The 19,679-nt window shown below is 33.8% G+C and carries 21 protein-coding genes; 9 read left to right on the forward strand and 12 right to left on the reverse strand.

The window, feature by feature from the left end:
• Positions 1–55 precede the first annotated feature (55 nt).
• The 3 genes from F9279_RS11105 to F9279_RS11115 form a co-directional block, all read right to left on the reverse strand.
• Positions 56–196, reverse strand: coding sequence for a YjcZ family sporulation protein (locus tag F9279_RS11105; RefSeq protein WP_152112961.1), 141 nt, complete (start codon positions 194–196; stop codon positions 56–58).
• Positions 197–238: 42 nt separating this feature from the next.
• On the reverse strand, positions 239–337 hold the full coding sequence (locus F9279_RS11110; protein ID WP_101177663.1) for a YjcZ family sporulation protein: 99 nt from the start codon (positions 335–337) through the stop codon (positions 239–241).
• Positions 338–510: 173 nt separating this feature from the next.
• The gene (locus tag F9279_RS11115) at positions 511–1,056 is read right to left on the reverse strand and encodes a GbsR/MarR family transcriptional regulator (RefSeq protein ID WP_152112964.1); all 546 of its coding nucleotides are present in this window, start codon (positions 1,054–1,056) and stop codon (positions 511–513) included.
• A gap of 363 nt (positions 1,057–1,419) precedes the next feature.
• Here F9279_RS11115 and F9279_RS11120 point away from each other — a divergent pair, with 363 nt between their 5' ends.
• Genes F9279_RS11120 through F9279_RS11130 form a run of 3 tightly spaced genes read left to right on the forward strand, consistent with a single transcriptional unit; the run spans position 1,420 to position 4,386 of the window.
• A complete protein-coding gene (locus tag F9279_RS11120) occupies positions 1,420–2,661 on the forward strand; it encodes a quaternary amine ABC transporter ATP-binding protein (protein ID WP_152112966.1) in 1,242 nt (413 codons plus the stop codon).
• Positions 2,658–3,503 (forward strand): ABC transporter permease, encoded by an 846-nt coding sequence (locus F9279_RS11125; RefSeq protein ID WP_152112968.1) that lies wholly within the window; start codon positions 2,658–2,660, stop codon positions 3,501–3,503. Before F9279_RS11120 ends, F9279_RS11125 begins: the two co-directional genes overlap by 4 nt.
• Position 3,504: 1 nt before the next feature.
• Complete coding sequence (locus F9279_RS11130) at positions 3,505–4,386, forward strand: glycine betaine ABC transporter substrate-binding protein (RefSeq protein ID WP_152112970.1); 882 nt, start codon at positions 3,505–3,507, stop codon at positions 4,384–4,386.
• Between the two features lie 49 nt (positions 4,387–4,435).
• Here the strand turns inward: F9279_RS11130 and F9279_RS11135 are convergent, their stop codons facing one another.
• Together F9279_RS11135 and F9279_RS11140 are read right to left on the reverse strand one after the other, a co-directional pair.
• Positions 4,436–5,962, reverse strand: coding sequence for a flotillin family protein (locus F9279_RS11135; RefSeq protein WP_152112972.1), 1,527 nt, complete (start codon positions 5,960–5,962; stop codon positions 4,436–4,438).
• Positions 5,963–5,986: 24 nt separating this feature from the next.
• On the reverse strand, positions 5,987–6,331 hold the full coding sequence (locus F9279_RS11140) for a hypothetical protein (RefSeq protein WP_226793438.1): 345 nt from the start codon (positions 6,329–6,331) through the stop codon (positions 5,987–5,989).
• A gap of 457 nt (positions 6,332–6,788) precedes the next feature.
• Between F9279_RS11140 and F9279_RS11145 the strand changes: the two genes are divergently transcribed.
• Entirely contained in the window at positions 6,789–7,106 is a 318-nt protein-coding gene (locus F9279_RS11145) for a hypothetical protein (RefSeq protein ID WP_152112976.1), read from the forward strand.
• Positions 7,107–7,179: 73 nt separating this feature from the next.
• Here F9279_RS11145 and F9279_RS11150 read toward each other — a convergent pair whose 3' ends face one another.
• From F9279_RS11150 to F9279_RS11165, 4 genes are all read right to left on the reverse strand, one after another.
• Positions 7,180–7,953: an ABC transporter ATP-binding protein gene (locus F9279_RS11150; RefSeq protein WP_152112978.1), complete on the reverse strand. Its 774-nt coding sequence runs from the start codon at positions 7,951–7,953 to the stop codon at positions 7,180–7,182.
• 210 nt (positions 7,954–8,163) lie between these two features.
• Positions 8,164–8,430: a phosphocarrier protein HPr gene (locus tag F9279_RS11155; RefSeq protein WP_152112980.1), complete on the reverse strand. Its 267-nt coding sequence runs from the start codon at positions 8,428–8,430 to the stop codon at positions 8,164–8,166.
• A gap of 163 nt (positions 8,431–8,593) precedes the next feature.
• Positions 8,594–9,310, reverse strand: a complete 717-nt coding sequence (locus F9279_RS11160; protein WP_152112982.1) for a gamma-glutamyl-gamma-aminobutyrate hydrolase family protein — start codon at positions 9,308–9,310, stop codon at positions 8,594–8,596.
• 268 nt (positions 9,311–9,578) lie between these two features.
• Positions 9,579–11,132: a bifunctional metallophosphatase/5'-nucleotidase gene (locus F9279_RS11165; protein WP_152112984.1), complete on the reverse strand. Its 1,554-nt coding sequence runs from the start codon at positions 11,130–11,132 to the stop codon at positions 9,579–9,581.
• Positions 11,133–11,444: 312 nt separating this feature from the next.
• Between F9279_RS11165 and F9279_RS11170 the strand changes: the two genes are divergently transcribed.
• The 5 genes from F9279_RS11170 to F9279_RS11190 all read left to right on the forward strand — a co-directional run bounded on the left by F9279_RS11170 (position 11,445) and on the right by F9279_RS11190 (position 16,130).
• Complete coding sequence (locus tag F9279_RS11170) at positions 11,445–12,380, forward strand: phosphate/phosphite/phosphonate ABC transporter substrate-binding protein (RefSeq protein WP_152112986.1); 936 nt, start codon at positions 11,445–11,447, stop codon at positions 12,378–12,380.
• 229 nt (positions 12,381–12,609) lie between these two features.
• A complete protein-coding gene (phnC, locus tag F9279_RS11175; protein ID WP_152112988.1) occupies positions 12,610–13,380 on the forward strand; it encodes a phosphonate ABC transporter ATP-binding protein in 771 nt (256 codons plus the stop codon).
• Positions 13,377–14,180: a phosphonate ABC transporter, permease protein PhnE gene (gene phnE, locus F9279_RS11180; protein ID WP_152112990.1), complete on the forward strand. Its 804-nt coding sequence runs from the start codon at positions 13,377–13,379 to the stop codon at positions 14,178–14,180. The genes phnC and phnE (F9279_RS11180) overlap by 4 nt, the downstream gene beginning before the upstream one ends.
• Positions 14,177–14,980 (forward strand): phosphonate ABC transporter, permease protein PhnE, encoded by an 804-nt coding sequence (gene phnE / locus F9279_RS11185; protein ID WP_152112992.1) that lies wholly within the window; start codon positions 14,177–14,179, stop codon positions 14,978–14,980. Before phnE (F9279_RS11180) ends, phnE (F9279_RS11185) begins: the two co-directional genes overlap by 4 nt.
• 190 nt (positions 14,981–15,170) lie before the next feature.
• Positions 15,171–16,130 (forward strand): D-2-hydroxyacid dehydrogenase, encoded by a 960-nt coding sequence (locus tag F9279_RS11190; protein WP_152112994.1) that lies wholly within the window; start codon positions 15,171–15,173, stop codon positions 16,128–16,130.
• Positions 16,131–16,284: 154 nt separating this feature from the next.
• On the opposite strand, the gene F9279_RS11195 is transcribed toward F9279_RS11190, so the two are convergent.
• From F9279_RS11195 to F9279_RS11205, 3 genes are all read right to left on the reverse strand, one after another.
• On the reverse strand, positions 16,285–17,136 hold the full coding sequence (locus tag F9279_RS11195; RefSeq protein WP_152112996.1) for a metal ABC transporter permease: 852 nt from the start codon (positions 17,134–17,136) through the stop codon (positions 16,285–16,287).
• Positions 17,073–17,789 carry a metal ABC transporter ATP-binding protein gene (locus F9279_RS11200; RefSeq protein WP_152112998.1) on the reverse strand — a complete coding sequence of 239 codons (717 nt, stop codon included), beginning with the start codon at positions 17,787–17,789 and terminating at the stop codon, positions 17,073–17,075. The genes F9279_RS11195 and F9279_RS11200 overlap by 64 nt, the downstream gene beginning before the upstream one ends.
• Positions 17,790–18,224: 435 nt before the next feature.
• Positions 18,225–19,427, reverse strand: coding sequence for a coiled-coil domain-containing protein (locus F9279_RS11205; RefSeq protein ID WP_152113000.1), 1,203 nt, complete (start codon positions 19,425–19,427; stop codon positions 18,225–18,227).
• Positions 19,428–19,679: the final 252 nt, after the last annotated feature.

Here is a 19,679-nt window from a genome sequence, read left to right on the forward strand (position 1 = left end):
TGTAACAAGAAAAAAAGAAGACTGACTCCATTTAGGAATCAGTCTTCCTTACTACTTACCATTTAAAGCAAGCTGCACCTACAATAATTAATAAGATAAATAATACTACTATTAAAGCGAAACCTCCGCCGTAACCAGCTCCTGTACCACCATAGCCGTAACCATAGCTAGGATAGCCATAACCATATCCGTACATATTTTTTCCTCCTTCTATCTTTCTATCCCATAAAACGGATTATTAAAATCCGCCGTAACCCCAAGAAGCACCAATGATAACTAAAAGAATAAACAATACTACTAAAAGAGCGAAACCTCCGCCGTAACCAACTTCACCCATGAATAATTCCCTCCTTTTCTTAATTCCTTATATCCTATTCAGGAATACAAAAATGTGCGATAGCCAAACGCAATTTTTTTTGGTTTTTTTACTACATAAAAAATGCTTCCTACAGAAACTACTAATACAGGCTGTTAATCTGTATTAGTAGTTACTTTAAGGAAGCATTCATTTCATTTTTTGTTTTCTATGTTCTTTGGAACCAAATTAAAAATTTCATGTGACTCTAGACTGTCTACAAATCGATCTAACCAATCGTAATATTCAATAGCACTAGCCAATCTTTCTTGATCAGCTTTTGCCATTATTTTTACTTCTTCGGTTGTATCTTCATTATCTATAAGCATTTTTAGCTCATTCATGGACTTTTCCATTGCCGTAACATTCTCAGAAATAGCAGATCTCCATTTAATAGTAAAGAAATCAATAAACGTTTGATACCAATCTTCTTCTGCACGATATAAATCTTTTCGTACTCCTTTTTTCCAAACCTTATCGACCATTTTCAACTCAAGTAATGTTCTTACAGAAGTGCTCATACTAGTTTTACTCATTCCTAGCTCTTCTTTCATTTCATCTAAAGTCATTGGATTTTCTTGAAATAAAAGCATACCATATAATCTACCTATTGAATCTGATACTCCATATAGTTCAATATTCTGAGCTACTGCATCTATAACTCTTTCTCGAGCAATGTCTAGCTGATCCTTATCCTTCATATATTAATCACATCCATATATTCATTTACTTGTCTTCGTTCTTTTTCATAAAACTTGCATGTAGACTTTTACAATTAATTCATTATAAAAGCGTTGTTAATATGAAGATCTTCATATTAATATAAAAAACATCTCTATATAGATTATCATGATTGGAAAATTTGTAAAGAATCATTCTTATATGAAATCAGTAGTATTTTAAAGTATTTAGGCGAAATACCCATGTTAATATCGTACAGTTTTTTCTGTACGTACAGAATGATTGTTTTTAACAGAATACACAGTTTGAACTATCAAACCAAAACAATGTATAATGTATGAGTGCTTAAAATTACGAGCAGTTAGAATTAAAGAGGTGAAATAATGGAAAGTAAGGCAAAATTAAAAGTCGAGAATGTAACAAAAATTTTCGGCAAAAACTCAAAAAAAGCCATTCAATTATTAAATAATGGTGAATCAAAGCAAGAAATCCTGAAGAAAACAGGTTCAACGGTTGGTGTCAACAAAGCTAGTTTTGAAGTTAACCCTGGAGAAATATTCGTTATCATGGGGCTTTCAGGTAGTGGTAAATCAACTCTAGTTCGAATGTTTAACCGCCTCATTGATCCAACCATCGGAAAAATATTCATTGACGGTCAAGAAATTGTTAGCATGTCAAAAGAAGAATTACGAAAAGTACGTAGAGAAAAAATCAGTATGGTATTTCAGAAGTTCGCTTTACTTCCACACAGAACCATTTTGGAAAATGCTGAATTTGGTCTTGAAATCCAAGGTGTAGACAAAGAAACTCGAAAACAAAAGGCTTTAGAATCTTTACAATTAGTTGGTTTAAATGGTTATGAAAATCAATATCCTGATCAACTGAGTGGCGGGATGCAACAAAGGGTCGGCCTTGCACGTGCATTAGCAAATGATCCAGATATCCTTCTAATGGATGAAGCATTTAGTGCACTTGATCCATTAATACGCAAAGATATGCAAGATGAGCTCTTAGATTTACAATCAAATATGGAAAAAACAATCATCTTTATCACACATGACTTAGATGAAGCATTACGAATTGGGGACCGAATCGCATTAATGAAAGATGGTTCTATCGTACAGGTTGGAACCCCAGAAGAAATACTAATGAATCCTTCTAATGATTATGTAGAACGCTTTGTAGAAGATGTTGACTTATCTAAAGTATTAACTGCTAACCATATTATGAAACGTGCAGAAGCAGTGAATATTGACAAAGGCCCTCGTGTAGCGTTAGAGATGATGAAAAAATTAGGAATCTCTAGTATATATGTTGTAAATAAGCGTAGAGAATTACTTGGTGCTATTACTGCAGATGATGCTAAGATTGCTAGTGAAAACAACCAAAATATAGAAGCAATTCTTCAAAAGGAAGTAGTTTGTGTAAGTGGAGATACCTTATTAGTTGATTTATTCGATAAAGTATCTATTGCTACCATTCCTGTTGCTGTAACAGATGAACAAAATCGTCTTAAAGGTCTTCTTGTAAGAGGTGCAGTTATCGGGGCACTAGCTGGAAATAATGATAATATTAATAATCCCTCCTTTGAAGAAACAGAAAAAGTGGAGGTAGTGGAAGCATGAATAACTTATTACCAAAATTACCAGTAGCAGATTGGATTGACTCTTTAGTAGATTGGTTAACTACTACTTTTGAAGGTTTGTTTGATGGCATAACGATTGCCTTAGAATTCGTAGTTGATATATTAGTAGGTTTCTTCGGATTTATCCCTCCTATCTTACTAATGATTTTATTAGCACTATTAGCTTGGAGATTAGCAAATAAAAAGGTTGCACTTTTTACTCTAATTGGTTTATTACTTGTAGACAACTTAGGTTATTGGGAACCAATGATTGATACATTAGCACTTGTACTCTCTTCTGTATTTATTTCCATTATTATCGGTATTCCACTTGGTATATGGTCATCCCAAAGTAATACAGTTCGAAATATTGTTGTACCAATTTTAGATTTCATGCAAACAATGCCAGCATTTGTTTACTTAATTCCTGCCATCTTCTTCTTTAGTATTGGAGTAGTACCAGGTGTTGTTGCATCCGTTATTTTCGCAATGCCTCCAACAATTCGTTTAACTATTCTTGGTATTAAACAAGTACCAGCCGATATTACAGAGGCTACAGAAAGTTTCGGTAGTACAACTGCTCAAAGACTATTAAAAGTTCAACTTCCATTAGCTATGCCAACTATCTTAGCAGGTATTAACCAAAGTATCATGCTTGCTTTATCAATGGTAGTTATTGCAGCAATGGTTGGTGCTCCTGGTCTTGGTGCAGATGTTTATCGTGCCGTTACACAAATTCAAATAGGTCGTGGTTTTGAAGCAGGTATTGCAATAGTAGTACTTGCCATTATATTAGATAGAATTACCCAAAATATGGGTACAAAAAAAAAGGGGGCAAATTAATATGAAAAAAATGATGACTTTATTAGGAGCTGTTACACTTAGTTTAGGCTTAGCTGCTTGTGGATCTGATAGTGCAAGTGATGCAAATGCTACTGTAGGAGAACAAGTAGATTATGAGATTATTGGAATTGATCCTGGTGCTGGACTAATGAAAGCATCTAATAAAGCTATTAGTGATTATGAACTTGAGGATTGGACACTTGTTGAAGGCTCAAGTGCAGCAATGACTGCTTCACTAAAAAAAGCTTATGATAAAGAAGAACCAATTATTGTTACAGGCTGGACTCCTCACTGGATGTTCGCAGCATATGATTTAAAATATCTAGAAGATCCAAAGGGTTCATTTGGTGAGGATGAAAATATTCATACTATTACAAGAAACGGGCTTAAAGATGATATGCCTGAAGCTTACACTGTATTAGATAACTTCTATTGGACTTCAGACGATATGGGCGTAGTTATGATGGATATCTATGAAGGTGAAGATCCAACTAAAGCAGCAGCAAGCTGGGTTGAAGATAACGCAGACAAAGTGACAGAATGGACAAATGGGGTAGAAAAAGTAGACGGTGACAAAATTACCCTTGGTTATGTTGCTTGGGATAGTGAAATTGCTAGTACAAATGTTATTGGAAAAGTGTTAGAAGATCTAGGTTATAAAGTAACATTAAGTCAAATCGAAGCTGGTCCAATGTGGACTGGAGTAGCTGATGGCAGCTTAGATGCATCACTTGCTGGTTGGTTACCAATTACACATGAAGACTATGCTAAAAAATACGAAGGTCAATTTGAAGACCTAGGAGCAAACCTAGAAGGAACAAAACTAGGACTTGTAGTACCAAGCTACATGGATATTGATTCCATTGAAGATTTAAAAGAATAATAGTTAAAGACAGTAAAGGGGGCAGATATATTATCTGCCCCCCTTCTGTTTATTCCGCTTTCTTACTATCTATCAAGCTTTCATTCAACTCATCTAAGCTTTGTCTAATATTCCCTTTACCTGAAAGATTCTCTAACATTTCCTTTATATCAATTCCTGCAGAAGCTTTTAAAGATTCCTGCATCGTAGACATTAAGTTTGTAGCATAGCTTGTTACTTTATTAGCTCCTCCATTACTTCCATCACTACCCGTATCTACCACTGTAATCTTATCAATATTAGATAACGGACTTGCCACTTGTTTAGCGTATTCTGGTAACATATCAAGTACCATATCCAATATAGCCGCCTGACCATATTGTGCATAAGCTTCGGCAATTTTACGTTTTGCTTCTGCTTCAGCTAGACCTTTTAATCGGATAATTTCCGCTTCTGTTTCCCCTTTTGCTTTTTCTGCTTCTGCTTTTGCTAATCCGTCTACACGAACCTTTTCTGCTTCTGCTTTAGCTTGTGATTCAATACGATATTGGTTAGCGTCCGCTTCCGCTATTTCTCTTCGTTTATTTGCTTCTGCTGCTTGCTCCATAGCATAACGATCAGCATCTGCTTTCTTTTTCACTTCAGAGTCATATTGTTTTTCTCTTCTTAATATTTCTTTTTCTTCTAATTCAATTTGCTTTTGTCTTTCAATGATTTTAATTTGCATTTCATGTTCTGTTACCTCTTGTTTAGAGCGTGCACTCTCTAAATCATAGGCTTGGTCAGCACGTGCCTTTGCAATATCTTGATCACGTCTGTAGTCTGCTATTTTCATTTGGTTTTCTTTTTCTGCTTCTGCTATTTCCGTTGCTCTTTCTAATTCCGCTTTTTTCGCATCTTTATCTGCTTCCGCTTTCTTAATTCTTGTTTCCTTATCTGCTTCAGCTGTTGCAATATCGGCATCTCGTTTTACTTGAGCAATTCTAGGTTTACCAAGTGAATCTAAGTATCCATTTTTATCGCGTACATCTTTAATAGTAAAGGAAACAATCATAAGTCCCATCTTAGCCAAGTCTTGAGATGCTACTCTTTGGACTTCTTGAGAGAACTTATCTCTGTTTTTATAAATTTCTTCCACTGTCATACTTCCAAGAATAGAACGTAAATGTCCTTCTAACACTTCTCTTGCTTCGTTTTCTCTATCCTGCTTGCTTTTTCCAAGGAATTGCTCCGCTGCAGTTGCAATCTCACTTATAGATCCACCAACCTTTATAATAGCAGTACCATCTGCCATAACAGGAACACCTTGTTCTGTATATACTTCTGGTGTAGATACATCTAATTTACTAGATAGTAAACTCAGTGGCTCTGATTGTTGAAATACTGGTAAGATAAACGTTCCTCCACCACGTATTATTTTTATTCTATTGCCAGATTCATCTACATGAACATTTTTGGTACCAAGATAACTCCCTGTTACAATTAATGCTTCATCTGGACCAGCTGTTTTATATTTTGCTATAAATATACTTACAAGTGCGATAAGTAAAACTGCTACTACTCCAATAATAATCCATATTTCTAATGCTAAACCCATTCCAGTTCCTCCTCAAATTTTATTTCAGTAAGCCTCTTCTTTTGGTACTACATATGCGACATTACTTCTTATTTCTATAATTACCGTCTCAGTTCCATATGGAATTTCTTCATTATAAAAGCTAGTAGCAGTCTTAGAAATATTGCCACTGTAGCTTTCTATTAGAATTTCTCCATAACCATCTTTCGGAATGGAAACAATTACTCTTGCTATTCTTCCTTTTAATGATTCTTCCGTATACACTAAGGATTCTTCTGCATTTGCTAATGGAACAAATACAAAGAAATGTAGAATAATCGAAATAATAACAGCAATTGCAGTGGAAATTAGCAATATCAACCAGCTATGGATACTTGTATATTTCTCCATAATATATCCTCCTGCAGAGAGGATAGAAAAGAAAGCCAGAATTAGTGTGGGATTTAATATGCCAATGTCTACACTAAAAATGTCAGATAAAAATATGGTTAGTAAAATACAACATCCTGACCCGATCAATATGGTTAAATATATAGAAGAAAGAGGTGTACCAAATAATTCCATAACAATCATTCACTTTCTATTTTATTAAAAGAAGCACACTTTCTTATTAACACTCCCTCCATATTTTCTTGTACTTTTTTATACGGTATAAAGAAGGAAAAGTTTCAATTTTTTCACTTTATTTACAATTTACTTTCCCAAATAATGAACGATTAATAAATTCCAAGTTTTTCTATTTTTAAGTCATCTTTCTTTTTTAGTTTCATATGTTAAAAGGTAGGGAATTTTATATACACATATAGAGCTCCAATAACTCTTCATTATAGAGGATGTGAAGAATCCCATGAACCGTACTGATAAATTGGAAGAAAAAAATACAAAGGTATCCCGAAAACTCCTTATTGGAATAGGATTAACCATCTTATTATTTTTACTTTTTGGAGGATATATTTTTACAGAAAAATATTTTGCCAAAGAGACTGCTTCTTCTAAGCAAGAACTTGGGGATCAAGTAATTATTACCTTACCAAATGGGAAAAAGGTATATACATATGATAACTTACTCGTGGAAGAGGATGGGAAGTTATTATATAAAGGCGAACGAAATACGATTGACTTAACTGGTGGAGTTGTTGTTTATGAAGAATGGGAGAATGAATAAAGAAGAGGTTGTTTGAAGAACAGATTATGGCTTCCTATATTCTTCAAACAAGACTATCTTTTCCCATTACAAATTAGTTTTTGACAAGAAATGGCCTTTTATGTTTCCACATTAATTCTACTGGAATAGAAAAGAAATCCGATAAATGCTGACTAGATAATATTTCTTGCGTACAACCTGATAAGAATTTCTCTCCATCTTTCAACAGAAAAGTATGATTAAATTCAGGCAAGATTTCTTCTACATGATGAGTCACATAAATGATACTTAATTCTCCATCATTCGATAACTTGCCAATTAGCTCCAATAATTGCTCTCTTGCTAGAAAATCTAACCCGGTTGCAGGCTCATCTAAAATCAACAGCTCAGGGTTTAACATAAGTGCCCTCGCAATAAGAACCCTTTGACGCTCCCCTTGAGAGAGGCTTCTATAAGAACGGTCCGCATACTGAATACTTCCCATTCTTTCTAGTAAATCAATTGCTTTATTTTTAACTTCAGCAGTAGGAGTTTCATAAAGTCCAATGGAGGCATATTCCCCACTTAAGACAATTTCAAAGGCACTATCCGATTCGTAAAAACTCTGTTGTAAACGATTAGAAACAAGTCCAATATTTCTTCTTAATGAGCCTCCTAGTTCTGCTTTCCCAAATCTCCTACCTAGAACTTCCATATTCCCAACCGTTGGGTGATAATAAGCACAAATCATATTTAACAATGCAGTCTTACCTGCACCATTTAGACCATAAAGGACCCAGTTCTCTCCTTTTTTTATTTCCCAATTAATATTTTGAAGAATCCATTTTCCATTTCTCTTCCATCCTACTTGTTCCAATTTAACGACCATTAATATCCCCTCCTTTTAACATTTTACAAAAAATTCGAATATTTTTACAATAACAGATTTTTTCACAGCAAAAAAACTTGCTAATAGGAGATATTCATTAAGAAATTACTTAATCTACTCTCTTTTATTAGCAAGTTTCCACAATTGAAAACGCTTAATATTTTATTTTAAAGGCGACCCTCTTTCTAGAGGGTCAGGAATTACTAAGTATTAGCCTACTAATCCTTCTTTTTTAAGAACTGCTTCTAATCCATCAACAGCTTCTACTTCATCTTCACCAGTAGCTGTGATAGTAATTTCTCCACCTTTAGGTACACCAAGAGACATTACACCCATGATAGATTTTAAGTTAACTGATTTGCCTTGGAAAGCAATTTGCATATCAGATTTAAATTTGCTAGCTGCACTTACTAGTAAAGTTGCAGGTCTTGCATGAATACCAGTCTCATCGATTACAGTGAAAGTTTTTTCGCTCATTTTCAAATACCTCCAAATAAAATAATTTGTTACCTTCTTATTTTAGCTGATTTTAGTATCTAATACTAACTTTTTTTCATCTTTTTTTGCCTCTTATTAAATTACACTATATTCTCACAATTATTCAGTCATGTACTTTTTTTAAACTCTATGTATTTTTAGTCTATATTGCACTCTTTATAAATTCCGAGAATATTCTATTCATTTTCTCATTAGTGGCAGCCATAGATTCAGGATGCCATTGTAATCCCAAGAAGAAATTTGGGTATTTTTTATGTTCTACGGCTTCAATTATATAATCACTACTTCTAGCCACTACTTCCAAATCATCTGCTATAACATCAATTGCCTGATGATGTAAGCTATTAACTCTAGTTTTTTCCTCTCCAATAATGTTTGCAAGCTTACTATCTTTTTCTATGGTAATCCAATGTGTGTCCAAACTTCTGTTGACAGATTGAGTATGCTTTATAGAATCTTTGACCTGACTAGGGATGTCCTGAATTAATGTACCACCAAACGCTACATTCACAAGTTGAACACCTCTGCATATAGCCAATATAGGAATGTTTTTTTTCATTGCTTTAGCTAAAAGCTCTTTCTCCACTTTATCACGTAGTAGGATTGTATTTCCTAATTTTTGATGTGGATCCATGCCATATTCCTGTGGATCGACATCTTCTCCACCACTTAAAAGTAAGGCATCACATTGATCAACCATAAACGCAGTAAGTTCTTCCTGAACAAACGGGAGTATAATAGGTACCCCACCATTCGCTGCGACTGCTTTTTGATAATCATGGTGCACATAGGTTCCTTCCATAAATATATTATGATTAACATATGCCCCGGTTATTCCGATAATTGGCTTTCTACTCATATTCCCCATCTCCTACATTTTGGTTGTTTTTTTACAAAATACTAAATATTAAGAATAATTTACTAATAAGTAAGAGAGTTTGTCAATAAGTTAAACTTGTTTTATCTACCTTCCTGTTTGTTTCCATGCATTGTAAGTAGTTCATCCTCTATAATTATGGTAATTCTTGCAAAAAATCACAAAAAAAACCTGATTACATGATATCCTTTTCTTAGTTCCAGTTAATAAAACAGAAAAGAGTGTATCTATAATCAAGTTAATGAATTTATCACCAAACTACTTTCCAATTATGATTACAAGTAGCTGTTACTGTTTTTCTTTCTAATATATAGTTTGCTATTAACTCTGAAGCATCAAATTGTATTTCCCTAATCACTGGTTTATTCTGAAACATAAAATAATCTCCCCCACCACCAGCTCGGTAGTTGTTCATAACCACTTCATAGAAAGCCTCATCATTCAAAGGGTTACCTTCAAATTCTAATTGCACGACCCTTTCTCCTATAGGTCTTGAAATATCAAGTGTATATTCTATCCCTTCCCACATATCATAGTTGTAATGCTGTGGTTTTGGATATAAAAAGGAAGGATTAACAATTGGCTGTCCATTTTCTACTGAGAAATATTTCGCACTTTGCTCTAAAGCATCTCGAATATCTTTCCCACTTAACTTAAGCACTTTAAAAGTATTTGGATAGATATAGTTTGAGACAATGTCTCTCATCGTTACATTACTTTTAAATCCTGGTGATTCATTATTGAATAATGCTGTACATGCAATCTTGACATTTGCATTTTCCATTTGTACTTTATTGATAAATTCTATAAGAGGGCTGTCTGCCAAGCGGATTTTCATTGGATCACTTACTAACATATCACCATCAATAAAACCTATTGGTGTATCTAACCACTTTTGTGTACTTTCTTCATACTCTTTAACTAGTTGTAGTATTTCTTCATCTGCTTCTACATCAGCAGCAGAGAGTAATTGCGACTCTTTTTTCTCAATGCTTCCATCCTTATGGAATACAATGGTCACTTTCCCTACATATTGCCCATTATTACTCGCTTGAACAATTTCTGTTCCATGAACATTTCCTGTTAATTCACGATGCTGATGTCCTGTTAATAAGACATCTAATTCACTAATATCCTCACATATCAGATAACCTTGGTTTTCTCCAGTTAAAGATTCTGTTGGCTCTCCTGTATGAATATCACGTTCAAACCCACCATGGTAGGCAAGAACTATACATTTCGGCTTCTCCACTTTTTGAATATAATCAATCCAACTTTTCGCTTCTTCATATGCATCTTTAAAAGAAAGTCCCGTTATATTCTTTGGATTTTCCCAATTAGGTATATAGTGAGTGGTTAGGCCTAATATAGCAATAGAAATAGATCCTACTTTTTTTATGATATAAGGCTTACCTAAAAATGGTTTTTCAGAATCTTCCTCCACAATATTTGCACATAACCATGGAAATTTTGACTCCTTAACTGCATTCTTTAAGACTTCCAATCCATAATTAAATTCATGATTTCCTATTACCGCAGCATCATACTCAAGTTTATTCAGTATTCTAATCATTGGATTTTCTTTATGAGCTAAAAAGTTTACATAATGATAGGTTAATGGAGTTCCTTGTATTAAATCTCCGTTATCTATCAAAATGGTATGAGGATTTTCCGCTCTTTCTCTCGCTATAATGGAAGAAATTCTGCCAAGCCCTACAGACTGAGAACTATTATTTCCATAACTTAGTGGAAAAACGGTTCCATGAATGTCACTTGTTAATAATAGCGTTACTTCTGTTTTCAAGTTTTCAACTCCCAAACTATGTATTTAAGAAATAGGACTTATGTAATATGTTATATCTAAAAAACATTATTATTGAATGTAAAAGTAATATTCATCCAATATTAGCATCATTATAGCAAGTTACCTTTTATTTAACTACTATAAATAAAGGTTTTTTGCCAAATATCAAAGTAAACCACTCTATCATACTATTAAAATTACAATCTTTACAAAACATTAAACATTTTTTTACACAAACATTCCTTCTTTTACGACATTGGTATGTTATATTTTTACACGTAATAACATATAACATCATTTGGGGGTTTAAAAATGTTTAAAAAATTAGCAACACTAGGTCTTTCTCTTACTCTAGCAGGTGTCCTAGCAGCATGTGGATCATCTGATGAAGGGTCATCTAGTGAAACAAGTGGTTCAACTTCAACTGGATATGAGCCAACTGAATTAACAGTTCAATTCGTACCGTCACAAAATGCGGACACATTAGAAGCAAAAGCAAAACCATTAGAAGGTCTATTATCTGATGAGCTTGGAATTCCAGTTACAGTTAGTGTATCTACAAACTATAACACTATCATTGAAGCAATGGATTCTAAGAAAGTAGACGTAGGTTTCTTACCTCCTACTGCTTATGTTTTAGCAAAAGATAAAGGTTCTGCAGAAGTAATTCTTCAAGCACAACGTTTTGGAGTTAATGATGACGGTACTCCAACAGATGAATTAGTAGATTTTTATAAAAGTCAATTTATTGTAAAAGCTGATTCAGGCATTGAATCTGTAAAAGATTTAAAAGGTAAAACGATTGCTGTACAAGATGTAACTTCTTCTGCAGGTTATGTATGGCCAGTAGGAAAATTACAAGACAATGGACTTAAAGTACCTGGCGATGTAGAAACAGTAACTGTAAAAGGTCATGACCAAGCTGTAATTGCTTTATTAAATGGAGATGCAGATGCTGCTGTAACATTCCAAGATGCACGCAATATCGTTAAAGGCGACTACCCTACTGTTTTTGAAGATACTAAAATTATCGAATTCACAGAAGCAATTCCAAACGATACAATCTCAGTTCGTTCTGATATGACTGATGAGTGGAAAAAGAAACTTCAAGATGCATTTATTGCAATTGGTAAGAGTAAAGAAGGGCACCAAATTATCTCTGATGTATACTCTCATGAAGGATATGTAGAATCAGAAGATAGCAAGTTTGATATCGTTCGTAAATATAATGAAGAAGTAACGGAATAGTAAGACTTTTTACTTTTTAGTACATAAGTCAAGCAATGTTTAATTGATTTTTGTAATTCAGATTACATCTATTCCAGCCAACCATTTAGAAATTCTAAATGGTTGGACTTTTTTCTATTAAATGCCGGATATCTGTTAGAAACTGGACAAGTATCCGACATTTAATAGAGAAAAGAAGCTTAAAAGGTCAGTTTCCTTTTTCTAAAAATATGAGAAAGTTGGTAGGCAATTGATACAGTTTAAGAATGTAACGAAAGTTTATCCGAACGGCACAAAAGGATTAAATGACATCAACATTACGATTAATGAAGGAGAATTTGTCGTAATTGTAGGACTATCAGGTGCTGGAAAATCTACTTTTCTTCGCTCCATTAATCGACTTCATGAAATTAGTGAGGGTGAAATCTTAATAGATGGCAAATCAATCACAGCTGCTAAAGGCGCTGGTTTAAGAAAAATCCGTCGTGATATAGGCATGATTTTCCAAAGTTTTAATCTAGTAAAACGCTCATCTGTATTAAAAAATGTTTTGTCAGGTCGAGTTGGTTATCACAGTACAATGAAAACTATCCTTGGTCTATTTCCGAAAGAAGATGTAACTCTATCTCTTCGTGCATTAGAACGAGTGAACATCTTAGAGAAAGCATACTCAAGAGCAGATGAGCTTTCAGGTGGTCAACAGCAGCGTGTCTCTATTGCACGTGCATTGGCTCAGGAAGCACAAATAATATTAGCTGATGAACCAGTAGCATCTCTTGATCCACTGACAACTAAACAAGTTATGGATGATCTAAAACGAATTAATGAAGAAGATGGAATTACAACGATTGTTAACTTGCACTTTGTGGATCTTGCCCGTCAATATGCTACTAGAATCATTGGCTTACGTGCTGGAGAAGTAGTATTTGATGGTCCTGTTCATGAAGCAACAGACGAAGTTTTCTCTCAAATCTATGGTAGAGAAATTAAAAAAGATGAATTATTGGGTGAGCCAGTATGAGTGGAAAGGAATCAAATGTAAAAACATTAAATTCACCTAAGCCACCAGCCAAAACAAAGTTCATGTTTACTGTTATTCTCATTATTGCTCTATTATGGTGGAGCGCTTATAAAGCGGATGCAACGTTTAGTGAATTAATTGCTGGTTTTCCTAATATTTTTGATGTTCTTGTTCAAATGTGGCCACCAGATTGGGCTTACTTTGAAAGGATAGTAGAACCTTTGCTTGAAACGATTAGAATGGCCATTCTCGGTACTACTTTTGGAGCAATTATTGCCATACCACTTGCCATCGTTTGTGCAAGTAATATTGTTCGAGTTTCCTATATATTTTATCCATTCCGCTTTATATTAAATTTAATTAGAACCGTACCTGATTTATTACTAGCTTCTATCTTTGTTGCTATCTTTGGTATTGGTGCACTGCCAGGTATTATCGCATTAACTATTTTTTCGATTGGATTAGTTGCGAAGCTATTATATGAAGCTATTGAATCAATCGATCCTGGTCCGCTTGAGGCAATGACGGCTGTCGGCGCTAACAAAATTCAATGGATATTTTTTGGAGTTATTCCACAGGTTACTGCACATTTTACTTCGTATGTTTTATACACCTTTGAAGTAAACGTTCGTGCTGCAGCCATTTTGGGATTAGTCGGAGCAGGTGGGATTGGTGAGTACTATGACCGTACCCTTAACTTCCTGCAATATGACAGAGCATCCTCTATTATTATACTTACATTAATAGTCGTGCTTTTTATTGACTATGTTAGTACGAAATTACGGGAGAAATTACTATGAGCCAAACAAACACTAAAGTAAATAAACCGAAAAAGAAATACTTATTTAAAACGGTCATATTTGTGTTGCTTGCACTCTTGTATATTTGGGCTTTCTCCGGTATGCCAATAAACTCTATTAAAGAGACAGCTGGGCAAATTTCACAAGCTATATTCACTGGGATTTTCCATCCAGACTGGGATTATGTTTATTTACCTGAAGGAGAAGATTTATTACGAGGACTTCTTGACACACTAGCTATTGCTATTTTAGGTACATTTATTTCCGCTATCCTATGTGTACCTTTCGCTTTCTGGGCTGCTAACAACATGTCAAAAGGTAAGGTCGTTTCTGGTTCAGGAAAGTTTGTTTTAAGCTTTATACGTACATTCCCAGAAGTTGTTATGGCTATTTTATTTATTAAAGCAGTTGGACCAGGGTCTTTCGCCGGGGTACTTGCATTAGGTCTTCACTCTATTGGTATGCTAGGAAAGCTATTCTCTGAGGAAGTGGAGAATCTTGACATGGGACCAACCGAAGCACTAACTGCTACTGGTGCAAGTAGACTACAAGTATTGTGGTTTGCTGTTCTACCTCAAGTTATGCCTGGTTTCTTATCTTATACATTATATCGCTTTGAGATCAACATTCGTTCCGCTGCAATCTTAGGTGTTATTGGAGCAGGTGGTATTGGTACTCCTCTAATTTTCGCATTAAGCTCTAGGGATTGGGATCGTGTTGGTATTATCCTATTAGGTATAATTGTTATGGTTACCATTATTGATGCTATTTCAGGATACTTACGTAAAAAAATCATCTAATACTTAATAACCACATTGACATAAAGATTGTTAATGTGGTTTTTACAATAGAAATTATTTTAATATTAACAATTCTCTCTTCAATTCATATACAATACTAATAATGATTGATTTTGTTTGATCATATAATTCTATATGTTCTGTAGTGAACAAAGTCATTATCTATAATAAAAAAGGAGTGTTATATTATATGAGCAGAAAATTACTACTTACTCATTCTATTGATCATACTCTACTAGAAAAATTAAAGACGTCATTATTAGATTGGGATATTATTGCTGCCACAACAAAAGAAGAGTGGACAAATCACCTTGTAGACGCAGAAATTATTCTTGGCTGGCGAGGGAAATTCGATAGAGAAAGTGTTTCTAAAAACAAGAATTTACAATGGATTCAAACCTGGAGTGCTGGTGTCAATACTCTACCATTAGAGCAATTATCAGAACAAAATGTAACCATCACTAGTGCAAACGGTGTTCACAGCAATCCTATTTCAGAAACTATTTTTGCACTTATGCTTGGATTAACAAGAAATATTCATGGATATGTACGTAACCAAACAAAAAAAGAATGGGATAATAGAGACTTAACTCTTGAGATACATAATAAAACCATTGGTATTATTGGTGTTGGCGCTATTGGAAAAGAAACAGCTAAAATAGCTAAAGCTTTTGGCATGCATGTTATAGGTGTTCGTAATTCTGGAAAACCTGAACACTATGTTGATTCCATGTATACCTCCGAGCAGCTAGATGAAATACTCCCTGAATGTGATTATGTAGTAGTAACCCTTCCATTAACCGATGCTACTTATCATATGTTTCAAGCAAAACAATTTAAACAAATGAAAAATTCAAGCTTTTTTATTAATATTGGTCGTGGTGGACTTGTAAAAGAAGATGATTTAATTGATGCATTAGAAACTGGCGAAATTCTTGGTGCAGGGCTTGATGTATTTGAAAAAGAACCACTTCCACAAACTAACAAGCTATGGGATTTAGAAAATGTTATCGTTACTCCACATACTTCAGGATCCACAGAACACTATGATAGTAGAGTCATAGAAGATATATTTTTACCTAATTTAGCTAGCTATTTAAACAAGGAACCTTTAGTTAAAAATGTAGTGGATTATCAAAAGGGATATTAATGCTCTCTTTGAAATAGAGTATTAGTTATCGTATTTTTGTCTATAGTAAGAGATTTCCTCTCTTACCGATATGATAAGTGTTCGAAGCAAGCCATTTCCAGTGCATTACTATAAAAAAGAGTATGTACCCTATAAACTGGGTACATACTCTTTTTTATGCATTATTCTTTTGATATTTTTTTTGCGAACTAGATCGTCGATAGCTCATATAAAGCTTTTGGATAAGAAAACCAACTAATAGAATCATTACAAGCAATAATGTAATGGTTGCTCCAGGTGGTGTACCAAGATGATAGGAAGAAAATAATCCTGTAAAGATGCTAAAGGCTGCAACAATGATAGCAACCACAAACACCCATTTGAATCCTTTCACCAATTTAATTGAAAATGCAGCAGGAAGAACTAATAATGCTGACACTAATAACACACCAATTGTAGGAATAATAACAGATATAGCTATTCCAGTTATAATACTAAAAGTAACCGATAATAAATTTGTATTTATGCCACTTGTTGTTGCTGTATCTTCATCAAAAGTCATTAAATACATTTGTCTATTAAAAATAATAAAGAAAATAATAATAATGGCTGATACAATTGCTAATACATTTACTTGTTGTGCACTAATAGTAATAATACTTCCGAATAAATATTGATCCATACTAGTAGTCATTCCACCACTTGATATACTCATTAAAAATAAAGCAAAAGACAAACCTGCTGCCATTAATATTGCAATCGATACTTCTGAATAAGTATGATAAGCTCTTCGCATATACTCAATACCCAATGCTCCTGCAATTACAACAAGAAGGCTGGATAAGGTAATATTTGTTTGAAAAAAATATCCAATAGCTACTCCTGCCAAAGAAATATGTGATAAGGTATCTGCCATTAATGCTTGTCTTCTTAGCACTAAATATATACCTATCACAGGAGCAATTATTGCAATAAGCCCACCTGCCCAAAATGCTCTTTGCATGAATTCAAGGTTAAACATTTCCATCCGCCCTTTTCTCCTTTCTCGATGTGTATAATTTTATCTAAATAGTCTTCTACTTCATCTTGATCATGTGTAACCATAATAACTGTTCGATTATGTTGGATTACCTGATGCTTCATAAATTCATAAAATCCTTTTCTACTGTTTGCGTCCATTCCTGTTGTAGGTTCATCTAATACTAATAAATCAGGTTCAGATGCCAAAATTCGTGCAATCACAATTTTTTGCTTTTGTCCTCCTGATAGTTCACCGACCTTTTTAAAACGATACTCCCACATACCTACCATATCTAAAGCTTTTTTAATTGCGTCATGGTCTGTTTGTTTCATTTTTTGGAACCATTTTTTCTGTTGAAAACGGCCCGACCTTACTAATTCCATAACAGTACTAGGAAATCCTACATTAAAGGAAGCAACTTGTTGTGGTACATAACCAACTGTTAATTTCTTTCCATTCAAATTAACTTTATTAATAGAAACCTCACCAGACCACGGCTTCAATAAGCCAAGTAATAATTTTAGCAAGGTTGATTTACTTGCACCATTAGGTCCAGTAATTCCAACAAATTCCCCATACTCTAAATCAAATGATACGCCATCTAAGGATGGTGTATGTTCGTATCCAAAGGTTAACTCTCTAACCGTTGCTAGTTTCATTTCTTTCTCCCCTTCCTTTGTCCCCCAATTTTTTAATACAATTTAAAATTCTATATGTTCAAGCTTTTATTATGATTTTTCCGTTCTAAATCATTATATACAAATAGTAACTATTCCCATAACTTCATCCTATCGAAAACTGTGTTGCATATCTTTTCACAAAGAATATACCTATTTCGTATTCATTCCGATTTAATATAAAGAAATTAAGATTAAATGATATGATTCTGCCTAATGATTTTATATGAGATTTACTAGGAGGTCAAGAACTTTTTTGCCTATACACGATTACACTTATATCACTTAAATTAATGTAAAAACATTATTTTAGTGATTAAACACTGATAACACTGGGTATATATACAATATACAAACAAAAGCATTACCTAGTAGTTAAACTAGATAATGCCTAAGTTCAGCATTATATTGAAAGAATTATAGTCTAACAACTCTTCCATTAAATGTAGATTTCCAATAGCCACTGTCCATAGAAGCAATAGCTACTCCTGTAGAACTTTGAGATCCGATGAATTTACCATTTCCGATATAAATACCAACATGTCCATCAGTTTTATACGTATTGAAGAATACTAAGTCACCTGGTTGAATATTATTAATAGAAACTTGGGAACCTGTATTTTTTAAACCATCTGTGCTAGCAGGAATACTATAACCTGCTTGTGAATATGCCCAACTTACAAATCCTGAACAGTCAAATAATCCATTTGCCACGTCAGAAGCAGTTCTTCCACCACCAAATTTATAAGTTGAATTCCCAATATATTTATAACCTGCTGAGATAGCTGTTGCTTTTCCTCCAGTAGCTTTTGATTCACTGCTGCTACCAACAGATGTTGCTACTAAATTGTTTAAACTATCTGTTTCTCTTTGTTGAACTATTTGCTGTACACTTGCTTCTTGTGTATTTAATGCACCATACTTTTGCTCTAATTCAGCTTTTTCAGCTTTGAAAGATGCTTCTTCATTCTCTAAATCTTTCTTCGCTTGTTCATTGCTTTCTTGTTGACCAACATTTTGTTTTTGCATTTCTTCAAGATCTAGTTTCATATCTTTTAACTTAGTATAGTTTGTTTCAACATCTGCTTTTTTAGCTTCTACTTCTTTTTTATCTTTTTCGTTGCTTGCGATTAAATCTTGATCAGCTTCCATGATTGTAGCTACTGCACCAACACGATCAACGAAATCTTTGAAACTCTCCGCACCAAATAATACTTCAATATAATCAACACTTCCACCATTTTCTTGGAAAGTGCGCGCTCTCTCTTTTAATATATTATTTCGTTTTTCAATTCTATCTTCTAACTCTGTAATAGCTTTTTGAAGAGAAGCAATTTCTTCTTCTGTTTCTTTCATTTTCACTTGAGTTTCATCTATTAAAATTTGGTTTTCTTCAATAGCTTTGTTTACTCTTTTAATTTGAGCATCTAATTTCTCTACTTTTTTCTGCGCTTCTGCAATCTTTACTTGCGCGTCAGTAATCTGGCTTTGCAAATCTGATTTTTGTTGAGAAATACTTGATTGCTGTGTTGCATTAGCATGAATTGCTGGGATCGTTAAGCTGCTACCTAGTCCAAGCAATAGAGTTGTGTTTAGTACTACTAGTTTCTTCTTTAACATTTCATTTCCCCCTGCACGTATCTAATGTCGTTTTTATTTTTATCTATCTATGTATCATTTATGGATGTATTCAATGTAGAGAGATTCTTTTAATATAGTACTCTCTCATTCTTTTTTCAAATAAAAACCTGTTTTCGACGAAAAAACATTCTTTGAAACATCTTTCGCCACAAATAGAAGTATAACATCATAATTTGTCATTTAAGTAATAGAAATATTACAGTTATATTTCAATTTGGGTTTTTTTGAATA

Source organism: Bacillus sp. B1-b2, assembly GCF_009183415.1.
Taxonomy (GTDB): Bacteria; Bacillota; Bacilli; order Bacillales; family Cytobacillaceae; genus Niallia.

Bases quoted from the DNA above. Each gene is read 5' to 3' on its own strand.
- F9279_RS11145 (WP_152112976.1), top strand. From the start codon at position 6,789: ATGAACCGTACTGATAAATTGGAAGAAAAAAATACAAAGGTATCCCGA.
- phnE (WP_152112990.1), top strand. From the start codon at position 13,377: ATGAGTGGAAAGGAATCAAATGTAAAAACATTAAATTCACCTAAGCCA.
- F9279_RS11200 (WP_152112998.1), bottom strand. From the start codon at position 17,789: ATGAAACTAGCAACGGTTAGAGAGTTAACCTTTGGATACGAACATACA.
- F9279_RS11190 (WP_152112994.1), top strand. From the start codon at position 15,171: ATGAGCAGAAAATTACTACTTACTCATTCTATTGATCATACTCTACTA.
- F9279_RS11125 (WP_152112968.1), top strand. From the start codon at position 2,658: ATGAATAACTTATTACCAAAATTACCAGTAGCAGATTGGATTGACTCT.
- F9279_RS11150 (WP_152112978.1), bottom strand. From the start codon at position 7,953: ATGGTCGTTAAATTGGAACAAGTAGGATGGAAGAGAAATGGAAAATGG.
- F9279_RS11110 (WP_101177663.1), bottom strand. From the start codon at position 337: ATGGGTGAAGTTGGTTACGGCGGAGGTTTCGCTCTTTTAGTAGTATTG.
- F9279_RS11170 (WP_152112986.1), top strand. From the start codon at position 11,445: ATGTTTAAAAAATTAGCAACACTAGGTCTTTCTCTTACTCTAGCAGGT.
- F9279_RS11115 (WP_152112964.1), bottom strand. From the start codon at position 1,056: ATGAAGGATAAGGATCAGCTAGACATTGCTCGAGAAAGAGTTATAGAT.
- F9279_RS11130 (WP_152112970.1), top strand. From the start codon at position 3,505: ATGAAAAAAATGATGACTTTATTAGGAGCTGTTACACTTAGTTTAGGC.
- F9279_RS11205 (WP_152113000.1), bottom strand. From the start codon at position 19,427: ATGTTAAAGAAGAAACTAGTAGTACTAAACACAACTCTATTGCTTGGA.
- F9279_RS11160 (WP_152112982.1), bottom strand. From the start codon at position 9,310: ATGAGTAGAAAGCCAATTATCGGAATAACCGGGGCATATGTTAATCAT.
- F9279_RS11135 (WP_152112972.1), bottom strand. From the start codon at position 5,962: ATGGGTTTAGCATTAGAAATATGGATTATTATTGGAGTAGTAGCAGTT.
- F9279_RS11155 (WP_152112980.1), bottom strand. From the start codon at position 8,430: ATGAGCGAAAAAACTTTCACTGTAATCGATGAGACTGGTATTCATGCA.
- F9279_RS11105 (WP_152112961.1), bottom strand. From the start codon at position 196: ATGTACGGATATGGTTATGGCTATCCTAGCTATGGTTACGGCTATGGT.
- F9279_RS11195 (WP_152112996.1), bottom strand. From the start codon at position 17,136: ATGGAAATGTTTAACCTTGAATTCATGCAAAGAGCATTTTGGGCAGGT.
- F9279_RS11120 (WP_152112966.1), top strand. From the start codon at position 1,420: ATGGAAAGTAAGGCAAAATTAAAAGTCGAGAATGTAACAAAAATTTTC.
- phnE (WP_152112992.1), top strand. From the start codon at position 14,177: ATGAGCCAAACAAACACTAAAGTAAATAAACCGAAAAAGAAATACTTA.
- F9279_RS11140 (WP_226793438.1), bottom strand. From the start codon at position 6,331: ATGGAGAAATATACAAGTATCCATAGCTGGTTGATATTGCTAATTTCC.